Origin of the sequence: Micromonospora sp. NPDC023956, assembly GCF_040639195.1 — a bacterium.
Classification (GTDB): domain Bacteria; phylum Actinomycetota; class Actinomycetes; order Mycobacteriales; family Micromonosporaceae; genus Micromonospora.
The window spans coordinates 169,015-188,949 of record NZ_JBEZZN010000007.1; the positions used below are offsets into that span (position 1 = coordinate 169,015).

Here is a 19,935-nt window from a genome sequence, read left to right on the forward strand (position 1 = left end):
CGTACCGCCGATGGAGATCCTGGAAGGGTTCGGAATCGGCCTCGCCGTCCTGGTCGCGGCGGCTCTGATCCTCTTCCTCCGGCGGGCCCTGGTGACCCGCACCGGCGGCACCATCCGACTCCACGTCCGGGTTTCCACCATGCTCGACGGTCGGGGCTGGTCACCCGGCCTCGGCCGGTTCGCCGGTGACGAACTCCGCTGGTACCGGATGTTCAGCTTCGCGATCCGCCCCAAGCGGGTGCTCTGCCGGGAGACCCTGGTGGTCCGTCGACGGCGGCTCCCCGAGGGCCAGGAACGTTTCTCCATGCCCGCCGACTGGGTGATCCTGAGCTGTACGAGTCAGCAGACCCCGATCGAGATCGCCATGGAGCGGTCCACGGTCACCGGATTCTCCTCCTGGCTCGAGGCCGCCCCACCCGGGGCGGCCTCGCCGCGTCTGGCCCACCAGGACTGGCCCGCCGCCTGAGCGGCCGCTGCCGCCCGCCCCGCTGCCTGACCGGCCGGTGTCGGTGGCCTGTGTTCCCCGGCCACGACGCGGACAGTTCCCACGGTTCCCGTTGCGCAGGTCGTGGCCACGGTTGAGCCAGTAACCCCCCGTTGACGCGCTGGACCGTCCCGGGTGGTGCCCGTGTCAGCCCGGGTGGTGCCCGTGTCAGCCCCGGGTGCCGCACGCCCGGAGGCGCTCACCGCCCGGAAACCGTCGGTGCGCCGGGCCGGAACCGGGCCGGACGGATGGGCGCGGCCAGGCCGGGTACCCGGACCCGGGCGGGGACGGGTCCGGCCCCGGCCGCGAGGCTCCCCGCCGCCGGCCGGTGGTCAGCCGGCCAGGGCGGGACGTGGAGGGCGGGTCAGCGCTTACCGCCGGGAACCCATAGCACGTCTCCGTCCGGATTTGCCGTTCTTGACAGGATGAAGAGCAGATCGGAGAGCCGGTTGAGATACTTTGCCGGAAGGGTGCTGGTTCGTTCGGAATCGTGGCTGACCAGAGCCCACGCCGTCCGCTCGGCGCGTCGGGCGACGGTCCGGGCCACGTGCAGCAACGCCCCGCCGGCGGTTCCGCCGGGGAGAATGAAGGAGTCGAGCTTGCCCAGGCGTGCGTTGAACTCGTCGCACCAGCCCTCCAGGCGCTCCACGTACCCTTCGGTCACCCGCAGCGGCGGGTACTCCGGTTCCGGCTCGACCGGGGTGGCCAGGTCGGCGCCGACGTCGAAGAGGTCGTTCTGGATCGAGGCCAGCACCGACCGCAGTTCGTCCGGTAGCTGGCCCAGGGCCAGCGCCACCCCGATCGCCGCGTTGCACTCGTCGACGTCGGCGTACGCCGCGATCCGGGGATCGGTCTTCGCTACCTGCTCGTTGTTGCTCAGCCTGGTCGTGCCGGCGTCGCCGGCCCTGGTGTAGATGCGCGTGAGGTGGACGGCCATGACGCACAGCCTACGGATACCTGACCTGATGATGCCGGCCCGGCCGGAGCCGGCCGTCCCGACCCGGGTGGCCCCCGGGCCCGGCGACGCGGGCGATCTGGCCAGCAGAGACGTCGACGTGATCCGGGTCCGGGGCGGGGCCCGGCTCGGCGGAACGGTGCACGTCGTCGGCGCGAAGAACTCCGCCCTGAAACTGATGGCCGCCGCGCTGCTCGCCCCCGGACGGAGCATGATCACCAATGTCCCCCGGATCACCGACATCGCGATCATGGGGGAGGTGCTGCGCCGGCTCGGCTGCGGCGTCCACTTCCACGACGACGACCCGGTCGATCCGATGGTCGCGTACGGCGGGGTGGCCCGGTCCCGCTCGGTCACCATCGACGTGCCGGAGCAGCCCGGCTCCGACGCCGACTACGACCTGGTACGCCGGTTGCGTGCCTCCATCTGCGTGCTCGGCCCCCTGCTCGCCCGCCGGGGGTACGTCCGGGTGGCGCACCCGGGCGGCGACGCGATCGGCTCCCGAGGGCTCGACATGCACGTCTCCGGACTCACCCGGATGGGCGCCGAGATCTCCGGCGAGCACGGCTTCGTCATCGCCGCCGCCCCGCACGGGCTGCACGGTGCCGAGATCGTCCTCGACTTCCCCAGCGTCGGCGCGACCGAGAACCTGGTGATGGCGGCCGTGCTCGCCCGGGGTGGGACGGTGATCGAGAACGCGGCCCGCGAGCCGGAGATCGTCGACATCTGCTCGATGCTGATCCGAATGGGCGCGCGGATCTCCGGCGAGGGGACCTCGACCATCGAGATCGAGGGTGTACCGGAGCTGGCCCCGGTCCGGCACGCCACGGTGGGGGACCGGATCGTCGCCGGGACGTGGGCCTTCGGCGCGGCGATGACCCGGGGGGACGTCACGGTCACCGGGGTCAGCCCGGCCTTTCTGGAGGTCGCGCTGGACAAGCTGGTCGCCGCCGGGGGCCTGGTGGAGACCCGGGGGGACACCTTCCGCGTCCGGATGGACGACCGACCGACCGCGGTGGACGTGGTGACCCTGCCGTACCCGGGCTTCGCCACCGACCTGCTGCCGATGGCGATCGGGCTCGCCTCGGTCAGCGACGGGGCGTCCCTGATCACCGAGAACATCTTCGACGGCCGGTTCATGTTCGCCAACGAGATGATGCGGCTCGGCGCGGACATCAAGACCGACGGTCATCACGCGGTGGTACGTGGCCGGGAACAGCTCTCCGGAGCACCGGTGCGCGCCACCGACATCCGGGCCGGGGCCGGCCTGATCATCGCGGGACTCTGTGCCGTAGGGGACACCGAGGTTTCCCACGTGCACCACGTGGACCGGGGCTATCCCGACTTCGTCGCCGACCTGCGGGCCCTCGGGGTCGAGGTCGAACGGGACCGGGCGCCCGAGGAACCGGCCCTCACCATCTGACGACGCTCCGGAGCACCCCCGAACCCGTCCGACGGGTGGCCCGACCCTGAGCGCCTCTCCGCAAGGTGGCCACCCGACCTGCCGGGACGTCCGCGTCGCGCCGTCCGACGTCGCGCCGGACGTCCGTGTCGCGGCACCCGACGTCGCGCCGGACGTCCGTGTCGCGGCACCCGACGCCGGTGCCGACCGGCCCGCGACCGGTCGGCCTTAACCTTCGCTAAGGAACGCCCACTAGGGTGCTGGGAAGAGCACTCAACACCAGGCGAGGGAGAAAAGCAGATGGCGGGTCGACTCGCGGTCGTCGGGGCCGGGCTGATGGGTTCGGGCATCGCCCAGGTGGCGGCGCAGGCGGGCTGGCAGGTGACCCTGCGGGACCTGGACGACGCGGCCACCGCACGCGGTGTCGCCGGGATCCGGAAGTCGCTGGAGAAGTTCGCCGAGAAGGGCCGGATCGAGGCGTCGGACGTCGAGGCGACGCTCGGCCGGATCACCCCGACCACCGACCTGGAGGCTGTCGCCGACGCGGACATCGTCGTCGAGGCGGTCTTCGAGCGGCTGGAGATCAAGCACGAGGTCTTCCGGGCGCTGGACAAGATCTGCAAGGCGGACGCGGTGCTGGCCACCAACACCTCGGCGATCCCGGTGACCCAGATCGCCGCGGTGACCGAGCGGCCGGAGTCGGTGGTCGGGACGCACTTCTTCTCGCCGGTGCCGATGATGCGCCTCTGCGAGCTGGTCCGGGGCTACAAGACCAGCGACGAGACGCTGGCCACCGCGCGGGCCTTCGCCGAGGAGGTCGGCAAGACGGTGGTGGTCGTCAACCGGGACATCGCCGGTTTCGTCACCACCCGGCTGATCGCCGCGCTGGTGGTCGAGGCGGTCAAGCTGGTCGAGTCCGGGGTGGTCTCCGCCGAGGACCTGGACACCGCCTGCCGGCTGGGCTTCGGCCACGCCATGGGGCCGCTGGCCACCACCGACCTGACCGGCGTGGACGTGCTGATGCACGCGGCGAAGAACATCTACACCGACACCGCCGACGAGAAGTTCTTCCCGCCGGAGCTGCTCCAGCGCATGGTCACCGCCGGCGACCTGGGCCGCAAGAGCGGCAAGGGCTTCTACACGTACTGAGTGGCCGCCCGGCGGCCAGGTCGCAGGGGCCCTCCTTCACCGTTCGGTGGGAGGGGCCCCTGCCACCACCTCAGTCCGACGTCGCCGGATCGTCAGCCGTCGCGGCGGGTGGTCCAGCGGAAGGTGCCGAGGCAGAGCACCAGACCGATCACGCACCAGGCGGCGAGGACCAGCGCGACCCGGTCGAGTTCGAAGGAGCCGCCCGGCTCGCGGGCACCGAAGCTCTCCGGCAGGAAGACCGAGCGCAGTCCCTGGCACATCCACTTGAGCGGGAACAGCGCCGCCACCTGCTGCATCCACGCCGGCAGGTTGGTGAAGACGAAGAAGACCCCGGAGATGAACTGGAGCACCAGTGCCACCGGGGTGACCACCGCCGAGCCACTGCGCGCGGTGCGGGCCAGCGACGAGATGGCGATGCCGCACAGGGTGCAGGCGGTCACCCCGAGCACCGAGACCCAGCCGAAGGTGAGCCACTTCCCGGCGGTGCCCGGCAGGTCCAGGTCGAACAGCGCCACCGAGACGGCGAGCAGGAGCGCGGTTTCGGCGACGCCGATCACCACCACCATGATCACCTTGCCGGCGAAGTAGACCCACTTCGGCATCGGGGTGCCCCGGTAGCGCTTGAGCACCCCCCGGTCCCGTTCGATCGGGATCCAGATGCCGAGGTTCTGGAAGCTCACCGTCATCAGCCCGGCCGCGATCATGCCGGTGATGAAGTACTGCGTGTAGCTGACGCCCGGGGCGATCTCGTCGCTGAAGATCGACGCGAAGATCAGGATCATGATGATCGGGAAGCCCATCGTGAACACGACGGACTCCCGGCTGCGCAGGAACTGCGTGATCTCCAGCCGTCCCTGACGCAGACCGAGGGCGGGCGCACCGGCCCGCCGGGTCCGGGCCGCGTCGGCGGGCGGGGCCGGCTTCGTCGTGGTGGTCATCTATGTCCGATCATCCGCAGGTAGACGTCTTCCAGGGTCGGCCGGGTCACGGTGAGGCCGGGCACCTCGCCGCCGTAGCGCGCGGCTAGCTCGGCCACCAGCGCCGTCGGCGTCGCGCTCTCCGCGTTCTCCACCCCACCCTCCGGGGTACGCCAGGAGACCGTCGCGACGGCCTCCTGGCGGTTGCCCAGCCGGCTCGGCGGGGCCACCTCGACCACCCGGCCGGCGGCGATCACCCCGACCCGGTCGGCGAGCGTCTCCGCCTCGTCAAGGTAGTGCGTGGTCAGCAGGATGGTGGTGCCGGCGGCGTTCAGGTCCCGGATCAGCTCCCAGAACTCGCGTCGGGCCTCCGGGTCGAAGCCGGTGGTCGGCTCGTCGAGGAAGAGCAGCTCAGGTCGGCCGACGATGCCGAGCGCCACGTCGAGGCGACGCTTCTGCCCGCCGGAGAGGGTGTGGGTACGGGCCTTCGCCTTGCCGGTCAGCCCGACCCGTTCGATGACCTCGGCCGGGTCGTCGGCGCCCGGGTAGAACGCGGCGAAGTGCCCGACCACCTCGGCGACGGTCAGCTCGTCGAACTCCCCGGTGCCCTGGAGCACGATGCCGATCCGGGCCCGCCAGTCCGGGGACGGGTGCGCCGGGTCGGTGCCGAGGACCCGCACCTCGCCCGCGTCGCGTTGCCGGTAGCCCTCGAGGATCTCCACCGTGGTGGTCTTGCCCGCGCCGTTCGGGCCGAGCAGGGCGAACACCTCACCGCGTCGGACGGCCAGGTCCACGCCGGCCACCGCGGCATTGCCGCCGTACGCCTTGCGCAGCCCCCGTACCGAGATCGCCAGCTCGTCATCCATGCCGTCAAGTGTGCGACCTGCGCCGGCCGGGCCGACGGTCGGGGCACGGACGGTCCGTGCCGTTCGTGCCCGATGGTCCGGCGCCGACGCCGGAGCGAGCTGTGTGGTTTTTCACCGGCCCAACGTGATGCCGGCCCCGCTGGACTGCGGAGCCGGCCGAGTGGACCTGCCGGTGCCGGTCGGCGGGATCATCCCGGCGGCCGACGCGGAGGAGCTGCGGGCCGCCGGGGTGGGCCGGGTGGCGGACGTGGCTCAGGCCGGCACGTAGGTCAGGCAGTCGGCGCTCTCCTCGCCGACCCGGATGCCCGGGGCGTGGCACTCCAGTTCGGAGTTGTGCCGGCAGTCCGCGCGCTGGCACGCGCCGACCTGGGCGATGAGCATCTCGATCCCGCCCCGCACCGGCATCTCCACGAAGGTGTGGCAGCGGGCGTGGGCACTGCTGCCCACCGTGATCGCGAAGGCGCGACAGCCGTTCTCGTTGTACGAACACCGGGTGACGGTGCACTCCTCGACACGGGGCATTTCGATGGCGCTGGTCATGACGGCCTCCTCTGGTCGTTATGACCGTATTTTACGTCTTTGCGGCCTTCGGTCAGGCGGGATCGGCGGGAAGCGGCCCGTCCCCGAGGACCTCGGACAGGGGGGCCGGCGTCAGACCGCGCTCGGCCAGCCCGGCGAGGATGTGCGGCAACGCCTCGTCGGTCATCGCGGCGTTCGCCTCGGTCACGTGCAGGACGATCACGGAGCCCGGCTTCACCTGGCTGAGCACGGCCCGGACGATCGGACGCCAGGCGGTGGCGAACGGGTCCCCGCTCACCACGTCCCCGTCGACCACCGTCGTACCCAGTGGTGCGAGCGCGGCGAGGGCGGGGCCGTCGTGGCAGAGCCCGGGAAAGCGGAAGTACCGCGTCTGCCGCCCGCCGTACGCCTCCACCAGTTCGAACGTCCGGGCGACGTCCGAGGTCATCTGGGCGGCCGGGATGCGGGGCAGGTTGTAGCAGTCCGACGTGAAGGCCAGATGCCCGTAGCTGTGGTTGGCCAGCTCGAAGCGCGGGTTCCCGGCCAGTCGCCGGGTCACGTCGGGATACCGCTCCACCCACTTGCCGGTGAGGAAGAAGGTGGCCGGCACCTCCTTCCGCTCCAGCAGCTCGATGATCCGCAGGTTCGCGTACGACCGCACCCGTCCGGTCCGCAACTGGTAGAGCATCGCGTCCGTCATGTCCGCGTCGAAGGTGAGGGCGACCTTGTCGCCGGTGCGGGGTCCGTGGTCGACGACCGGCGGCCGGGTGCCGGGCCGGGTGGCCCCGGGGATCCGCCCCGGGGTTCCGGTCGGCCCGCCCGACCGGTCCGGCCCGCCGGTTCCGTTCGGGGTCGGTCGTGCCGTGGAATCGCCGCCCGGGGCGCGGTCGGGCGTGCCGGGGGCCTGGGTGACCCAGGCGTCCGTTCCGGCGAAGCGCTGACCACCATCCCAGGTCAGCAGGGCGACGCCGGCCACGGCGACCAGGGCGGTGGCGAGCAGGACAACATGGATCTTCCTCAGGATCACCGCATGATGATCGCAGTGCCGGGTCCGCCGCCCGACCGTCGGACGGTGGTCGACTGTCCGGTTCAGCGGATCATGTCGGGTTCGTCGGTGTCATCGGGTCGGGGAATGGCGGGGGCGGGTGGGTGGTTGTACCGGGTCGACGGCCGAGGAGCCGCCCCGCTGGTGAGCGGGTGTGCGGGCCCGGTCGGTGGAATGCCGGCGGGTGCCGGATGGTTGTACATGGTTCGCCGGCGTGGACGGGCGGTACGTGGAGGCCCTCCGCTGGTACGGAAAATCCCCCGTTGTTCGTTCGGGTGCCTGCTGGGTGCTCGCGTGTCCCGGTGTCCCCTGTGCCGCCGGGCGTCGACCCCCCGATTGGAGTTCCCCCATGAACACGATGCTGCTGCGTAAGAGCGTGCTGGGTGTGGCCGGTGTGGCGTTCGCCGCGGGTGTGGTGGGCGGTCCGGTCGCCGCGACCGTCGACTCCCCGGCGGGGGCCGCGACCCCGGTGTCGTCGGTGGTGCAGGCGGAGAAGCCGGATGCGGGCAAGTTGATGCCGCACGGTGTGCAGGGCGCGCAGTCCCGGATCCCGCTGGACGCCGAGCAGACCGCCAACGTCAAGGCGATCGTCGAGGCGACGAAGAAGGCCGGCATGGACGAGCGGGCCGCCGTGGTCGCGATCGCGACCAGCCTCCAGGAGTCGAAGCTGGAGAACCTGGGTCACCTGGGTGACCGCAACGACCACGACTCGCAGGGCCTGTTCCAGCAGCGCCCGTCGTCCGGGTGGGGCACGGTCGAGCAGATCACCGACCCGCAGTACTCCACGACGGCGTTCCTGAAGGGCCTGAAGCAGGTCGACGGGTGGCAGGACATGCCGCTGACCGAGGCCGCGCAGACGGTGCAGGTGTCGGCCTACCCGGACCACTACGCCCAGTGGGAGAAGCAGGCCGCCGACCTCGTCACCGAACACTGGACCAGCTGACCCGCAACGTCGATGGGCCGGCACCCCGACCAGGGGTGCCGGCCCACTCGGGTGTCCGCCCTCCGTCAGGCCCGCACCCGACGTCGCCGACGGCGGTCGGCCCGTCGACGCAGGAACCAGAAGACGAAGACGACGAGCCCGGCCAGGAGGACGAGCACCAGCACCGGCAGGAGGATCGCCACCACGGACATCACCACGCTGGTGGCGTCCTCGGCGGTGCTGGCGACCGGCGCACCCACGCCGGCCGTGGTGGCGTTGACGATCGGCCGGGCGGCCGACTTCAGCAGGTGCACACCGAGCGCGATCAGCACGCCCACCACCACCGGCACCCAGTCGCTGGACGAGAAGAACTGCCCCGGATCGCTGACGGTCACGGTCTCCGAACTGGAGCCGGCCCCGAAGGCGAGGCCACCGGCGGTCGGGCGGACCACCGTCTGGACGACGTCGTTGACGTGGTCGACCACCGGCACCTTGTCCGCGACCACCTCGACGGCCAGCAGGACGACGAGGATCGCGATCACCCAGCCGTCGCCGAGCCACTGCCAGCCGGCCGGCAGGGTGATCACGTCGGTGTAGCGCGCCAGTAGCCCCATGGTGAGCAGCGGGATGTAGGCGTTCAGGCCGGCCGAGGCGGCCAGGCCGGTTCCGGTGAGGATTTCGAACACCAGTTCAGGATGGCACCGGCGCGCCAGCGGTGCTCGGTGGCGCCCGGCGGCCACTCCGCTACCCTCGTCGGGTGCGTCTGGTGATTGCGAAGTGCTCGGTGGACTATGTCGGACGGCTCTCGGCCCACCTGCCGCTGGCCACCCGGTTGCTGATGGTGAAGGCGGACGGGTCGGTCTCCATCCACGCCGACGACCGGGCGTACAAGCCGCTGAACTGGATGAGCCCGCCCTGTCGGCTGGAGGAGGCCCCCGGGGTGTGGCGGGTGGTCAACAAGGCCGGTGAGGAGCTGCGGATCACCCTGGAGGAGATCTTCCAGGACACCTCGTACGAGCTGGGTGTCGACCCGGGGCTGCGCAAGGACGGGGTGGAGGCGCACCTCCAGGAACTGCTCGCCGCCAATCCGGAGACCCTGGGGGAGGGGTACACCCTGGTCCGCCGCGAGTACATGACCGCGATCGGCCCGGTCGACCTGCTCTGCCGGGACGCCGCCCAGGGCACCGTCGCGATCGAGGTGAAGCGGCGCGGCGAGATCGACGGGGTCGAGCAGCTCACCCGGTACCTGGAACTGCTCAACCGGGATCCGCTGCTCGCTCCGGTCGCCGGTGTCTTCGCCGCCCAGGAGATCAAGCCCCAGGCGCGGGTGCTCGCCACCGACCGGGGCATCCGGTGTGTGGTCGTCGACTACGACAAGCTGCGCGGCATCGAGCGCAACGACCTGACCCTCTTCTGAGCGGCGGCCGGCTCAGCGGCCGTACATCAGCTTGGCCGCCTTGACCAGACGGGCGACGTCCCGTGGCGTCCGCTCGAAGGTCATCGCGGGTAGCAGCGACGGGCCACGCCGCCGGGTGATCGACTTCGGTCGGCCGAACTCGCGCAGGCCGTCCTCGCCGTGGATCCGGCCGAAGCCCGACTCGCCCACCCCGCCGAAGGGGAGGGTGGACATGCCGGCGAAGGAGAGCACCGAGTTCACCGAGGCCATCCCGGAGCGCAGCCGCCGTGCGACGGCCACTGCCCGCCGCCGGCCGAAGACCGCGCCACCCAGGCCGTACGGGACGGCGTTGGCGCGCGCCACCGCCTCGTCCATGTCGCGTACCCGGTTGATGGTCAGGGTCGGGCCGAAGGTCTCCTCGCGCACGGCGGCCGAGTCCTCCGGTACGTCCACCAGCACGGTCGGGTGCACGAAGGGCGGCTGGACGGCGTCCGCGCCACCGAGTACGGCCCGACCGCCCCGGGCCAGCGCGTCGTCGATGTGCCGGCGGATGACGTCGATCTGGGCGGGCATGGTGATCGGGCCGATGTCCGCGCCCTCCGCGCCGACGGTCAGCCGGCCGGCGCGCTCCACCACCTTGGCCACCAGGGTGTCGAAGACCGGCTCGGCCGCGTACACCCGCTCGATGCCGATGCAGGTCTGGCCCGCGTTCATCAGCGCGCCCCAGACGGCCGCCTCGGCCGCCGCGTCCAGGTCGGCGTCGACGTCCACGACCATCGCGTCCTTGCCGCCGGCCTCCACCAGCACCGGGGTCAGCGACTCGGCGCAGGCCGCCATCACCTTCTTGGCGGTGGCGGCGGACCCGGTGAAGGCCACCTTGTCCACCCCCGAGCGGCAGAGCGCCGCGCCGACGTCGCCGAACCCGTGCACGGCGGTGAGCACCGACTGCTCGCCGACCGCCTCGGTGAAGCTGTCGACCAGCCACTGCCCGACCAGGGGGGTGTACTCGCTGGGCTTGAGGACCACCGCGTTCCCGGCCGCCAGGGCGTACGCGACGGAGCCGACCGGGGTGAAGACGGGGTAGTTCCACGGGCCGATGACCCCGACCACGCCGTACGGCTGGTATTCCAGGTGGCCGGAGAACTCGGCGAGGATCAGCCGGGAGCGGACCCGGCGTGGCCCGAGCACCCGGCCGGCGTTACGGGCCGCCCAGTCCACGTGCTCGATGGCGGTGACCACCTCGACGACGGCGTCGGCTACCGGCTTGCCACCCTCGGCGTGCACCAGCTCGGCGAGCTGCTCGATCCGTTGGGCCAGCAGCGTCCGCCAGCGCAGCAGCCGGGCGCGCCGGCCGGTGAAGCCGAGCCCCGCCCACCGGGCACCCGCGGCACGGGCCCGCTCCACCGCGCGGCGGACGTCCTCCTCGGTGGCCAGCGGGAGGCGGCCCACCTCGACACCGGTCGCGGGACTGGTCGAGACGAGTCGGCCGTCGTCGATGAGGGGTGTACCCGGTGCATTCGCAACCGTCATGGACGAAGTCTAGACCGGGGGTCTACCGCCCGGTAGGGTCACGTTACGAGGTGACGGCACCGCGTACGGTGGCCGACCCCGAGGTGCTTCCCGCCGCCGGCGGTGTCACCGCGTTCCCGGCTCCGGCCCACGGTTGTTCCCCGGCTCCGGCCCACGGTAACGTCGCCGGACCCCGCCCGCCCTGCACCCGACGGCGGCCCGGTCGGCCGAATCGGTGAACGGGAGTCGCCCGGCCGTGGTCGGTGAGGTGTCCGGCCGGTGGTGGGATCGACGGCCGTGTGGTGGCAACCTGTGTCGTGGGGCGTACGGGTGTGGTGGAGGGGCGGACTGTCCATGGAGGATCATCCAGAGCTTCTGCCGGTCCTGACGGTGGCCGCCGGTCCGATGCGGGGTGCCCGCTTCCGGCTCCGGCCGGGTCCACTCGTGATCGGCCGCTCGCCGGCCGTGGACATCGTTGTCGACGACGCGCACCTGAGCCGGCGGCACGCCGTCGTCTGGAGCGGGGGCGACATGGTGACCCTGAACGACCTCGGCTCGACCAACGGCACCTGGCTCAACGACCGTCGCATCGTCGACGTGGAGCCGCTCACCGACGGTGACGTCATCCGGCTCGGCCGGACGGAGCTGCGCTTCTTCGACCCCGGCGTGGCCCGGACCGACCCGGTGGGGCTCAGCTTCGGCGTGATGCGCCGGCACCAGCGGGCGACCCTGCCGCTACCGGTCGCCGCTCCGCCGGCCCTGCCGGTCGCCGGTCCGCCGATCCTGCCGGTCGCCGCTCCGCCGGCCCTGCGCGCGGCCGGGGCGGTCGACCGGGGTCGGTGACATGTCCCACCGTGTGTCGGAGAACCGGCGTCACGTGGCAGACTCGCGCGCAGAACCTTAGCGACCGTTCACGTGGCGGTCCGGAAGCGACGGGGAGGCGGCTCGTGGCGCGCGAGTTCACCAGTGTGGGCGTGGTCGGGCTGGGCACCATGGGTGCCGGGATCGTCGAGGTCTTCGCCCGCAACGGCGTCGACGTCGTGGCGGTCGAGATCTCCGACGCCGCGGTGGAGCGGGGCCGCCGGAACCTGACCGGTTCCACCGACCGGGCCGTGGCCCGGGGCAAGCTCGCCCCCGCCGACCGGGACGCCCTGCTGTCGCGGGTGCGCTTCGCCGTCGGGCTCGACGCCCTCGACGCGGTGGACCTGGTGATCGAGGCCGTGCCGGAGCGTCTCGACCTGAAGCGACCGCTCTTCGCCGAACTGGACCGGATCTGCAAGCCCGAGGCCATCCTGGCCACCAACACGTCGTCGCTGAGCGTCACCGAGATCGCCGTCGCCACCGAGCGCCCCCAGCAGGTCGTCGGCGTCCACTTCTTCAACCCGGCACCGGTCATGAAGCTGGTCGAGGTGGTCAAGACGGTGGTCACCGCCCCCGACGTGGTGACCGACGTGCAGGCCCTCTGCGCCCGCCTCGGCAAGGTCGGCGTCACCATCGGCGACCGGGCCGGCTTCATCGCCAACCACCTGCTCTTCGGCTACCTCAACCAGGCCGTCGGGATGGTCGAGACGCACTACGCCACCCGCGAGGACGTCGACGCCGCGATGAAGCTCGGCGGCGGGCTGCCGATGGGCCCGCTGACCCTGCTGGACCTGATCGGCCTGGACACCGCGTACGAGATCCTGGACACGATGTACCGGCGGGGCGGGCGGGACCGCCGGCACGCGCCGGCGCCGCTGCTCCGGCAGATGGTCACGGCGGGACTGCTCGGCCGCAAGTCCGGCCGGGGCTTCTACACCTACGAGCGGCCGGGGTCCCCGAAGGTCGTACCGGACGAGCGGACGCCGGTGGTCACGGAGGCCGCGCTCCTCGACGGCGCGCGGACGGTCGCCACGGTCGGCGTGGTCGGCGACGGGCCGACCGCCACCGGGACCGTCGAGGCCCTGGCCCGCGCCGGCTATCAGGTGGTGGCGGTGGCCCGGGGCGGGGAGGGGCCCGTCCTCGTCCGGGAGACGGTCACCACCTCGCTGGACGGGGAGGTGGCCGCCGACCGGCTCGACCCGGCCGGCCGGGACGCCGCCCTGGCCCGGATCACCTGGGCGACGGCGCTCGACCAACTCGCCGACGTCGACCTGGTGGTCGAGGCGGTGGCCGAGGAGCTGAGCGCGAAGAAGGCCCTCCTCGCCGACCTCGACGGGATCTGCAAGCCGGGCGTGGTGCTCGCCACCACCACCGCCTCCCTGCCGGTGATCGACCTGGCGATGGCCACCGGGCGTCCGGCCGACGTGGTGGGGCTGCACCTCTTCGACCCGGTACCGGCGACGTCGCTGGTGGAGATCGTCCGGACCGTCCGCACCTCGCCGGAGGCCGTGGCGACCACCCGCGCGCTCGCCGCCCGGCTGGGCCGGACCGCCGTGCTCTGCGGGGACCGGGCGGGCTTCGTGGTCAACGCGCTGCTCTTCCCGTACCTCAACGACGCGGTGCGGATGCTGGAGGCCGGCTACTCCACCCCGGACGACATCGACCACGCGATGAAGCTCGGCTGCGGCTACCCGACCGGTCCCTTCGAGCTGCTGGACGCGGTCGGGCTGGACGTCGCCCTGGCCGTGGAGCGCCGGCTCTACCGGGAGCTGCGTGACCCCGGCTTCGCGCCCGCGCCGTTGCTGGAACACCTGGTCACCGCCGGTCACCTGGGCCGGGTGAGCGGCCGGGGGTTCCGCGACCACACCCCCCGCTGACCGCCGCCGCGCCGGGCCCGGCCGTCGCCCGGAGCGTGTCGATCCCGCCGCCGGACCGCCGTCGGCCGGAACGTCGACGATCGTGGTGCGCCCGTACGCTGGACGACGTGAGCCCTCGTCGCAACCGCCCCCGCCGGGACGACACCGCCCACCTGGACCCCGACCGGGCCCGACACGGGATCCCCACCGTCGAGCGATGGCGGGACGGCGAGTGGCAGGTACGCGGCATCAGCGGTGGCGCGTCGAGCAAGACGTACCGCTGCCCCGGGTGTGACCAGGAGATCCGCCCCGGGGTGGCGCACCTGGTGGCCTGGCCGGCGGACGGCCGGGGCGACCTGACCGACCGGCGGCACTGGCACAGCGGGTGCTGGCGGGCACGGGACCGGCGGGGCCCGGCCGTCCAGCGCGGTCGCGGCGCCCCACGACACGGTTGAGCGATCTCGGTCACCCCGTGGCCGCCCCCGCCCGGCGCGCGGCCCGGTGACGCGGGAGACTGGACGGGTGAGCACCCCGATCCGTGCGTCCTCGATCCTGCCCGGTCACCGCGAGGACATCGAACTGCACACCGCGGACGGCCTGACCCTCGTCGGCGAGCTGGCCCGGCCGCTCGACCGCGAGCCGGTGGCCACCCTGGTCTGCCTGCACCCGTTGCCCACCCACGGCGGGATGATGGACAGCCACGTCCTCCGCAAGGCCGCCTGGCGGCTGCCGGCCCTGGCCGACCTGGCCGTGCTCCGCTTCAACACCCGGGGCACCACCAGCGTCCGCGGCACCAGCGGTGGCGAGTTCGACAACGCCGTCGGCGAGCGCTACGACGTCGCCGCCGCCGTCGAGTACGCCGAGTTCGCCGAGCTGCCCAACGTCTGGCTGCTGGGCTGGTCGTTCGGCACCGACCTGGCCCTGAAGCACGGCTGCGACCCGACGGTCACCGGTGCCGTCCTGCTCTCCCCGCCACTGCGCTACTCGACCCCGGAGGACCTGACCGTCTGGGCCGACAGCGGCAAGCCGCTGGTCGCGCTGGTGCCCGAGTTCGACGACTACCTCCGCCCGGACGAGGCCCGGCAGCGGTTCGGCGCGGTGCCGCAGGCCGAGGTGGTGGGGGTGCCGGGAGCGAAGCACCTCTGGGTCGGTGACGCGGAGACCGTCCTCGACGAGGTGGTCCGTCGGGTGAACCCGGCGGTGCCGGTGCCGTTGCTCACCACCTGGGACGGCCCGATGGAGACCGGTGACGTCAGCGCGTACGCCGACCGGACGGTGGCCTCCTTCGCCGACCGCCCGGTCCCCGGCCCGCCCGCGACCTGACCGCCCCGGCCCGGCCGAGCCCGCGACCTGAGCGCCCCGGTCCGGCCGGTCAGTGGCCCAGGGCGTCGAGGGCCGCCCGGGTGGCCTCGGCGATCAGCGCGTCGTCGTGTTCGGCGTCCTCGGCGGCCCGGCTGGAGAGCACCGCCAGCACGATCGGCGCGCCCCCGGGCGGCCAGAGCACGGCGATGTCGTTGCGGGTGCCGTAGCCGCCCGTGCCGGTCTTGTCGCCGACCGCCCAGCCGGCCGGCACGCCGGCCCGGACCAGCCCGTCGCCGGTGGTGTTACGGCGCAGCCAGTCGGTGAGCAGCGCGCGGTCCGCGGCGTCGAGCGCGTCGCCGAGCACGTACGCCCGCAGGTCGGTGGCGAGCGCCCGGGGCGTGCTGGTGTCCCGGTCGTCGCCGGGAGCGGCCTCGTTGAGGCCGGGCTCGGTACGCGCCGGTTTCGTGGTCCGGTCGCCCAGCGCCTGCAGGTGCCGGGCGAAGCCGGCCGGCCCGCCGAGTTCGGCCAGGATCAGGTTCGCCGCCGTGTTGTCGCTGTACCGCACCGCCGCCTCGGCGAGGTCACGGAGGGACATGCCGGTCCCGACGTTCCGCCCGGTGACCGGCGCGTGGGGCAACAGGTCGGCCCGGGTGTAGCGGACCACCCGGTCGAGCTCCGCGGGACTGGTCGCGTCCAGCAGCGCGGCGGCGGCCAGCGCCTTGAAGGTGGAGGCGTAGCCGAAGCGCTCGTCGGCGCGGTGGGCCACGGTGGCGCCGGAGCCGGTGTCCACCGCGTAGACGCCGAGCCGCGCTCCGAACCGCGCCTCCAGCGCGCCGAACGCCCGGCCCGCCACCGGGCCGGCGGCGGGCGTCGGCGTCGACGCGGCAGCGCTGGTCGGTCCCGGGGCGGGGGACGGCGGCTCCCCGGGGCCGCAGGCGGTCGACGCGAGGAGCCCGGTCAGGGCGACCCCCGCCGCCACCCGTCGGACCCGTGTCGTCGGATGCATACCGGTTCGGCTACTCCGATTCGACGCGAACCTTGGTGGGCTTCGCGCTGCGCTCGTCGGTGGTCGGCTTGGTCGGTCGCTTCCCGCCCTCCCCGGTGCTGGTGATCTTCGTCGGGGTGGCGCCCCGACCCCCCTCGCCGGGCACCGCGGCCACCGTCGGCTCACCGTCGACCCCGGCGCTGGCGGCGCCGCCGTCCATGGTGGTGACCGGTTCGGCCACCGGTCGGGTCTTCGGCTTGCCGGCGTCGCCGTCCGCGGCCACCTCGGCCAACCGGCGGGCCTCCACCTGGGCCCGGGCCACCGACTCGCCGGCCTGCCGGACCGAGGCATCCGTCTCGTCCAACCGGGAGCGCTCGGTGCCCAACTGCTGACGGATCTCCTCCAGGGTGTGCTGGAGGTCGTCGGACTCCTGCCGGGACTTCCAGGTCTCCTGGCGCAGGTCGGCCAGCTCCTGCTGGGCCTGGGCGATCTCCAGCATTACCTGGGCCAACTGCTGCCGGCCGGCGGCCACCTCCTGCTGGGTGGCGGCGAGGTGCTGCTGGGTGGTCGCCAGGTGCTGCTGGGTGGTGGCCGCGTACTCCTCGAACTGCCGCCGGGAGGTCGACACGTGGTCGTCGGCCTTGCGCCGCTTCGCGGTGGCCTCCGCCTCGGCGTTGCCCAGCAGCTCCGCGGCCCGTTCCTCGGCCTCCCGGAGCAGCGTCGCCACCCGCTCCTCGGTCTCCCGGCGCAGCGTCGCGACCTCCTGCTCGGTGGTCTGCCGCAGGGTCGTCGCGTCCCGCTCGGCCTCCTGCCGGATCCGGGCGGCGCCCTGTTCGATCTCGTCCCGGCGCGCGGTGTACTCCCGCTCCAGTTCGTCCTGGCGGGCGGTGTACTGCTGCTCCAGTTCCTCGCGGCGGGTGGTGAACTCCCGGTCGGCGGTCTCCCGGCGCCCGGTCAGCTCCCGCTCGGCCGCCTCCCGCTGCGCCGCGACCTCCTTCTCCACCCCGGCCCGCCAGGTGCCCAGCTCCTGCTGGGTCTGGGCCCGTGCCTGCTGCACGTACGCCTCGGTCTCGGCGCGCATGCGCTGCACGTACGCCTCGGTCTCGGCCCGGCTGCGCTTGGCCGCCTCGGCCGCCTGCGTGGTGAGCTGGTGCGCCTCCTGCTGGGCCTTGGACCGGGCGGCCTGCGCCGCCTCGGCCGCCTGGTCGGTGAGCCTCTTGGCGTCCTGCTGCGCCTTGGCGTGCGTCGCCCGGCCGGCCTCGGTGGCCTGGTCGGTCAGGCGCTTCGCCTCCTGCTGCGCCTTGAGGTGCACCTCCTTGGCCGCGTCGCGGAGCTGGGCGGCCTCCTGCTGCGCCTTGGCGTGTGCCTCCTTGGCCGCCTCGCGCAGCTTGGTGGCCTCCTGCTGGGCCCGGTTGTGGATCTCCTTGGCGGCGTCCCGGAGCTGGGCGGCCTCCTGCTGGGCCTTGGCCAGCGCGGTCTGCGCGGCCTCGCGGAGCCGGGCGGCCTCCTCCTTGGCGGCGGTGACGGTCGCCGCCGCCTCGGCCCGCCGGCCGGCGCTGTGCCGCTCCTCCTCGGCCCGTCGGGCGGCCAGCGCGAGTTCGAAGTCCTTGAGCGCCTTCGCGGCCTGTTCGCGGGCTTCCTCGATGATGTGTTCGGCCGCCGTGCGGCGCGCCTCGATCTCCTCGTTGGCAGAGGCGAGGATGTCGTCGGCCTGCTCCTCGGCGAGGGTCAGGATCTGCTCCACCCGGGGCCCCAGGTGCCGGAACGAGGCCCGGTCCACCACGGTGCCCTGCCTGCGCACCTGCGCCAGGTCGCGCTGGAGGACCTCCACCTGGCCGGCGAGCTTGTGTATCTGGGTGTACGCCTGTTCCCGCTCGGCTGTCAGCGCCGCGATCTCGTGTTCGGCCCGGGCAACGTACCGGTCAACCTGTCGTTTTTCGTACCCCCGCAGGGCGGACTCGAAGCTGGGCTCCGTGGTCACTTCCCCGCCGAGAGCGAACAGTTCCTCGCCGTGCGACATGTCCCCATCCTCACACGCGTCCGCCCGCAGTGCGGCGATACGCACGGCGACGATGGGAGCCAGTTCACCCGGCGCGGGGGAGGCGCCGATCGGCGTCGGTGGACAGCGTATTGCGCGAGGTGCACCCGTTCAAGGTGACACCCCGCGCAATACGACTCATGCCCCGGATGACGTGCGGGCCGTCAGTTGGACTTCTCCGCGGGAACCCGCTCGGCGGCGGCCTGCTCGGCCTTGGCCGGTGCCGCGGCGGGCTCGGCCTTCTGCTGCGGTACGCCCGGGACGATGCCGGCCAGGCCGGAGAGCATCTGCCCGAGCTGCGAGGTGACCGCGTCCTTCTGGCGGGTGAGGTCCTCGACCTCGCGCCGGGCGGCCTGGGTGGTCAGCTCCGCCTCGGTGCGCGCCTCGTTCAGCAGGCGCTGCGACTCGGCCTTGGCCTCGGCCAGCGTCTTCTCCGCCAGCGACTTGGCCTTCTCGACGGTCTCGGAGGCGGTGCGCTCCGACTCGACCCGCCGGGCCTCGGCGCGCTGCTCGATCTCCTTGGCGCGCTCCTGCGCGGCGCGGGCCCGCTGCTCGGCCTCGCCGACCAGCTTCTGGGTCTGCGTGACCTGCGCGGCGTGCCGCTCGGACTCCTCGCGCTCGGCCTTCTCCCGCCGCTCGGCGAGCTGGAGTTCCAGGGCCTGAAGGTCCTTGTCCCGCTTGTCGCGGGCGTCGGTGAGCAGCTTGGTCGCCTCGGCGCGCTTCTCCTCGGCCTCGCGGGCCGCCTTGGCCCGCTGCTGGGTGATCTCCCGCTCGGCGGTGGCCCGCATGGTGGCCACCTCCCGCTCGACGGTCGACTTCAGCTCGGCCACCTCGTGCGCGGTCACCGTACGGAGCTGCTTGGTCTCCCGTTCGGCGTCGGCGCGCAGCGTGTCGGCCTCCCGCCGGGCCTGCACCCGGACCTCGGCAGCCTCCCGCTCGGCGGTGGTGCGGACGCTGCCCGCCTCGCGCTCGGCGGTGGCCTTCATCGCCGCCGCCTCGGCCCGCGCCTTGTCGGTGATCTCGCGGGCCTCCAGGCGGGCCGCGGAGAGGATGCCCTCGGACTCGCGCTTGGCCTCGTTGCGGTGGTCGTTGGCCTGCTCCTCGGCCAGCCGCAGGATCTGCTCGACGCGGGTGCCGAGGCCGGAGAGGGTCGGCCGGCTGTTCTCCTCGAGCTGCTTGTTCGTCTCGGCGAGCTTCTGCTCCAGCGCCGCCAGGCGCTGCTCAGCCTGCCGGAGCCGACGCTGCGCGTCGTTCATCCGCTGCTCGGCCTCGGCGCGGGCCTGCTCGGACTGGGTCAGCGCGGCGGTCAGCCGCCCGATGAAGTCGTCGACCTGGCCGGTGTTGTATCCGCGCAGGCCAACGGTGAAATCCGGCTGGGAGTTCGCGTTATCGAAGAACGCGAGAGGGGAGGACTGCTGCTGGGGCATTGGCCCATACTCGCAGACGCCCCGGGGTGCTTCGCAAGAGCGGTGCGGAGCTTTCGTGTCCTCTTTACATGGTCACCTCGGCGCGTCCCGCAGCTCGTCCGTACAGCCGATCTTGGCAGGTCCGGGCCGGGGCGCGGGGCGTGCCCGTTCGGCTGGAAAAGAACGCCCGCCGGTCGGGCCGCCCTTTTCCGCGTCACCGTGAGTATCGATCGATATGGTGCGCGCCGGGCACCGACGAAAGCCAATGCCGGCCACCGCAATCACGATCCCCTTCGGTCACGACGGGCGTGGCGGGTCGGGGT

19 protein-coding genes are annotated in these 19,935 nt (G+C 72.9%); 9 read left to right on the top strand and 10 right to left on the bottom strand.

Features of this window, described 5'->3' with window-relative positions; translation table 11 throughout:
- Window positions 1-10: 10 nt before the first annotated feature.
- Window positions 11-466 (top strand): DUF2550 domain-containing protein, encoded by a 456-nt coding sequence (locus tag AB0F58_RS16130; RefSeq protein ID WP_357142963.1) that lies wholly within the window; start codon window positions 11-13, stop codon window positions 464-466.
- Between the two features lie 382 nt (window positions 467-848).
- Here AB0F58_RS16130 and AB0F58_RS16135 read toward each other — a convergent pair whose 3' ends face one another.
- A complete protein-coding gene (locus AB0F58_RS16135; RefSeq protein WP_357142965.1) occupies window positions 849-1,421 on the bottom strand; it encodes a cob(I)yrinic acid a,c-diamide adenosyltransferase in 573 nt (190 codons plus the stop codon).
- Between AB0F58_RS16135 and murA the strand changes: the two genes are divergently transcribed.
- Together murA and AB0F58_RS16145 are read left to right on the top strand one after the other, a co-directional pair.
- On the top strand, window positions 1,420-2,862 hold the full coding sequence (gene murA / locus AB0F58_RS16140; protein WP_357142967.1) for a UDP-N-acetylglucosamine 1-carboxyvinyltransferase: 1,443 nt from the start codon (window positions 1,420-1,422) through the stop codon (window positions 2,860-2,862). The genes AB0F58_RS16135 and murA overlap by 2 nt on opposite strands.
- A 279-nt stretch (window positions 2,863-3,141) precedes the next feature.
- Entirely contained in the window at window positions 3,142-3,990 is an 849-nt protein-coding gene (locus AB0F58_RS16145; protein WP_145836718.1) for a 3-hydroxyacyl-CoA dehydrogenase family protein, read from the top strand.
- Window positions 3,991-4,082: 92 nt separating this feature from the next.
- Here AB0F58_RS16145 and AB0F58_RS16150 read toward each other — a convergent pair whose 3' ends face one another.
- The 4 genes from AB0F58_RS16150 to AB0F58_RS16165 form a co-directional block, all read right to left on the bottom strand.
- Complete coding sequence (locus AB0F58_RS16150) at window positions 4,083-4,928, bottom strand: ABC transporter permease (RefSeq protein WP_357142969.1); 846 nt, start codon at window positions 4,926-4,928, stop codon at window positions 4,083-4,085.
- Entirely contained in the window at window positions 4,925-5,773 is an 849-nt protein-coding gene (locus tag AB0F58_RS16155) for an ABC transporter ATP-binding protein (protein WP_357142971.1), read from the bottom strand. The genes AB0F58_RS16150 and AB0F58_RS16155 overlap by 4 nt, the downstream gene beginning before the upstream one ends.
- A 252-nt stretch (window positions 5,774-6,025) precedes the next feature.
- Window positions 6,026-6,313, bottom strand: coding sequence for a DUF1540 domain-containing protein (locus AB0F58_RS16160; RefSeq protein ID WP_357142973.1), 288 nt, complete (start codon window positions 6,311-6,313; stop codon window positions 6,026-6,028).
- A gap of 52 nt (window positions 6,314-6,365) precedes the next feature.
- Entirely contained in the window at window positions 6,366-7,319 is a 954-nt protein-coding gene (locus AB0F58_RS16165; protein WP_357142975.1) for a polysaccharide deacetylase family protein, read from the bottom strand.
- 367 nt (window positions 7,320-7,686) lie between these two features.
- Between AB0F58_RS16165 and AB0F58_RS16170 the strand changes: the two genes are divergently transcribed.
- Entirely contained in the window at window positions 7,687-8,280 is a 594-nt protein-coding gene (locus AB0F58_RS16170) for a hypothetical protein (protein WP_357142977.1), read from the top strand.
- Window positions 8,281-8,345: 65 nt separating this feature from the next.
- Here the strand turns inward: AB0F58_RS16170 and AB0F58_RS16175 are convergent, their stop codons facing one another.
- Window positions 8,346-8,945 (bottom strand): DUF4126 domain-containing protein, encoded by a 600-nt coding sequence (locus AB0F58_RS16175; protein WP_357142979.1) that lies wholly within the window; start codon window positions 8,943-8,945, stop codon window positions 8,346-8,348.
- A 71-nt stretch (window positions 8,946-9,016) separates the two neighbouring features.
- Here AB0F58_RS16175 and nucS point away from each other — a divergent pair, with 71 nt between their 5' ends.
- Window positions 9,017-9,676, top strand: a complete 660-nt coding sequence (nucS, locus tag AB0F58_RS16180) for an endonuclease NucS (protein WP_357142981.1) — start codon at window positions 9,017-9,019, stop codon at window positions 9,674-9,676.
- Between the two features lie 12 nt (window positions 9,677-9,688).
- Here nucS and AB0F58_RS16185 read toward each other — a convergent pair whose 3' ends face one another.
- On the bottom strand, window positions 9,689-11,185 hold the full coding sequence (locus tag AB0F58_RS16185) for an aldehyde dehydrogenase family protein (protein ID WP_357142983.1): 1,497 nt from the start codon (window positions 11,183-11,185) through the stop codon (window positions 9,689-9,691).
- A 333-nt stretch (window positions 11,186-11,518) separates the two neighbouring features.
- Between AB0F58_RS16185 and AB0F58_RS16190 the strand changes: the two genes are divergently transcribed.
- From AB0F58_RS16190 to AB0F58_RS16205, 4 genes are all read left to right on the top strand, one after another.
- Entirely contained in the window at window positions 11,519-12,007 is a 489-nt protein-coding gene (locus tag AB0F58_RS16190; RefSeq protein ID WP_357142985.1) for an FHA domain-containing protein, read from the top strand.
- Window positions 12,008-12,111: 104 nt separating this feature from the next.
- Window positions 12,112-13,902 (top strand): 3-hydroxybutyryl-CoA dehydrogenase, encoded by a 1,791-nt coding sequence (locus AB0F58_RS16195; protein ID WP_357142987.1) that lies wholly within the window; start codon window positions 12,112-12,114, stop codon window positions 13,900-13,902.
- A 152-nt stretch (window positions 13,903-14,054) separates the two neighbouring features.
- Window positions 14,055-14,336: a hypothetical protein gene (locus AB0F58_RS16200; protein WP_357143260.1), complete on the top strand. Its 282-nt coding sequence runs from the start codon at window positions 14,055-14,057 to the stop codon at window positions 14,334-14,336.
- A 67-nt stretch (window positions 14,337-14,403) separates the two neighbouring features.
- Window positions 14,404-15,204: an alpha/beta hydrolase gene (locus tag AB0F58_RS16205; RefSeq protein ID WP_357142989.1), complete on the top strand. Its 801-nt coding sequence runs from the start codon at window positions 14,404-14,406 to the stop codon at window positions 15,202-15,204.
- 49 nt (window positions 15,205-15,253) lie between these two features.
- Here AB0F58_RS16205 and bla read toward each other — a convergent pair whose 3' ends face one another.
- The 3 genes from bla to AB0F58_RS16220 form a co-directional block, all read right to left on the bottom strand.
- A complete protein-coding gene (bla, locus tag AB0F58_RS16210; protein ID WP_357142991.1) occupies window positions 15,254-16,189 on the bottom strand; it encodes a class A beta-lactamase in 936 nt (311 codons plus the stop codon).
- A 10-nt stretch (window positions 16,190-16,199) separates the two neighbouring features.
- The gene (locus tag AB0F58_RS16215; RefSeq protein ID WP_357143262.1) at window positions 16,200-18,188 is read right to left on the bottom strand and encodes a hypothetical protein; all 1,989 of its coding nucleotides are present in this window, start codon (window positions 18,186-18,188) and stop codon (window positions 16,200-16,202) included.
- Between the two features lie 182 nt (window positions 18,189-18,370).
- Window positions 18,371-19,633: a DivIVA domain-containing protein gene (locus AB0F58_RS16220; RefSeq protein ID WP_357142993.1), complete on the bottom strand. Its 1,263-nt coding sequence runs from the start codon at window positions 19,631-19,633 to the stop codon at window positions 18,371-18,373.
- Window positions 19,634-19,935: the final 302 nt, after the last annotated feature.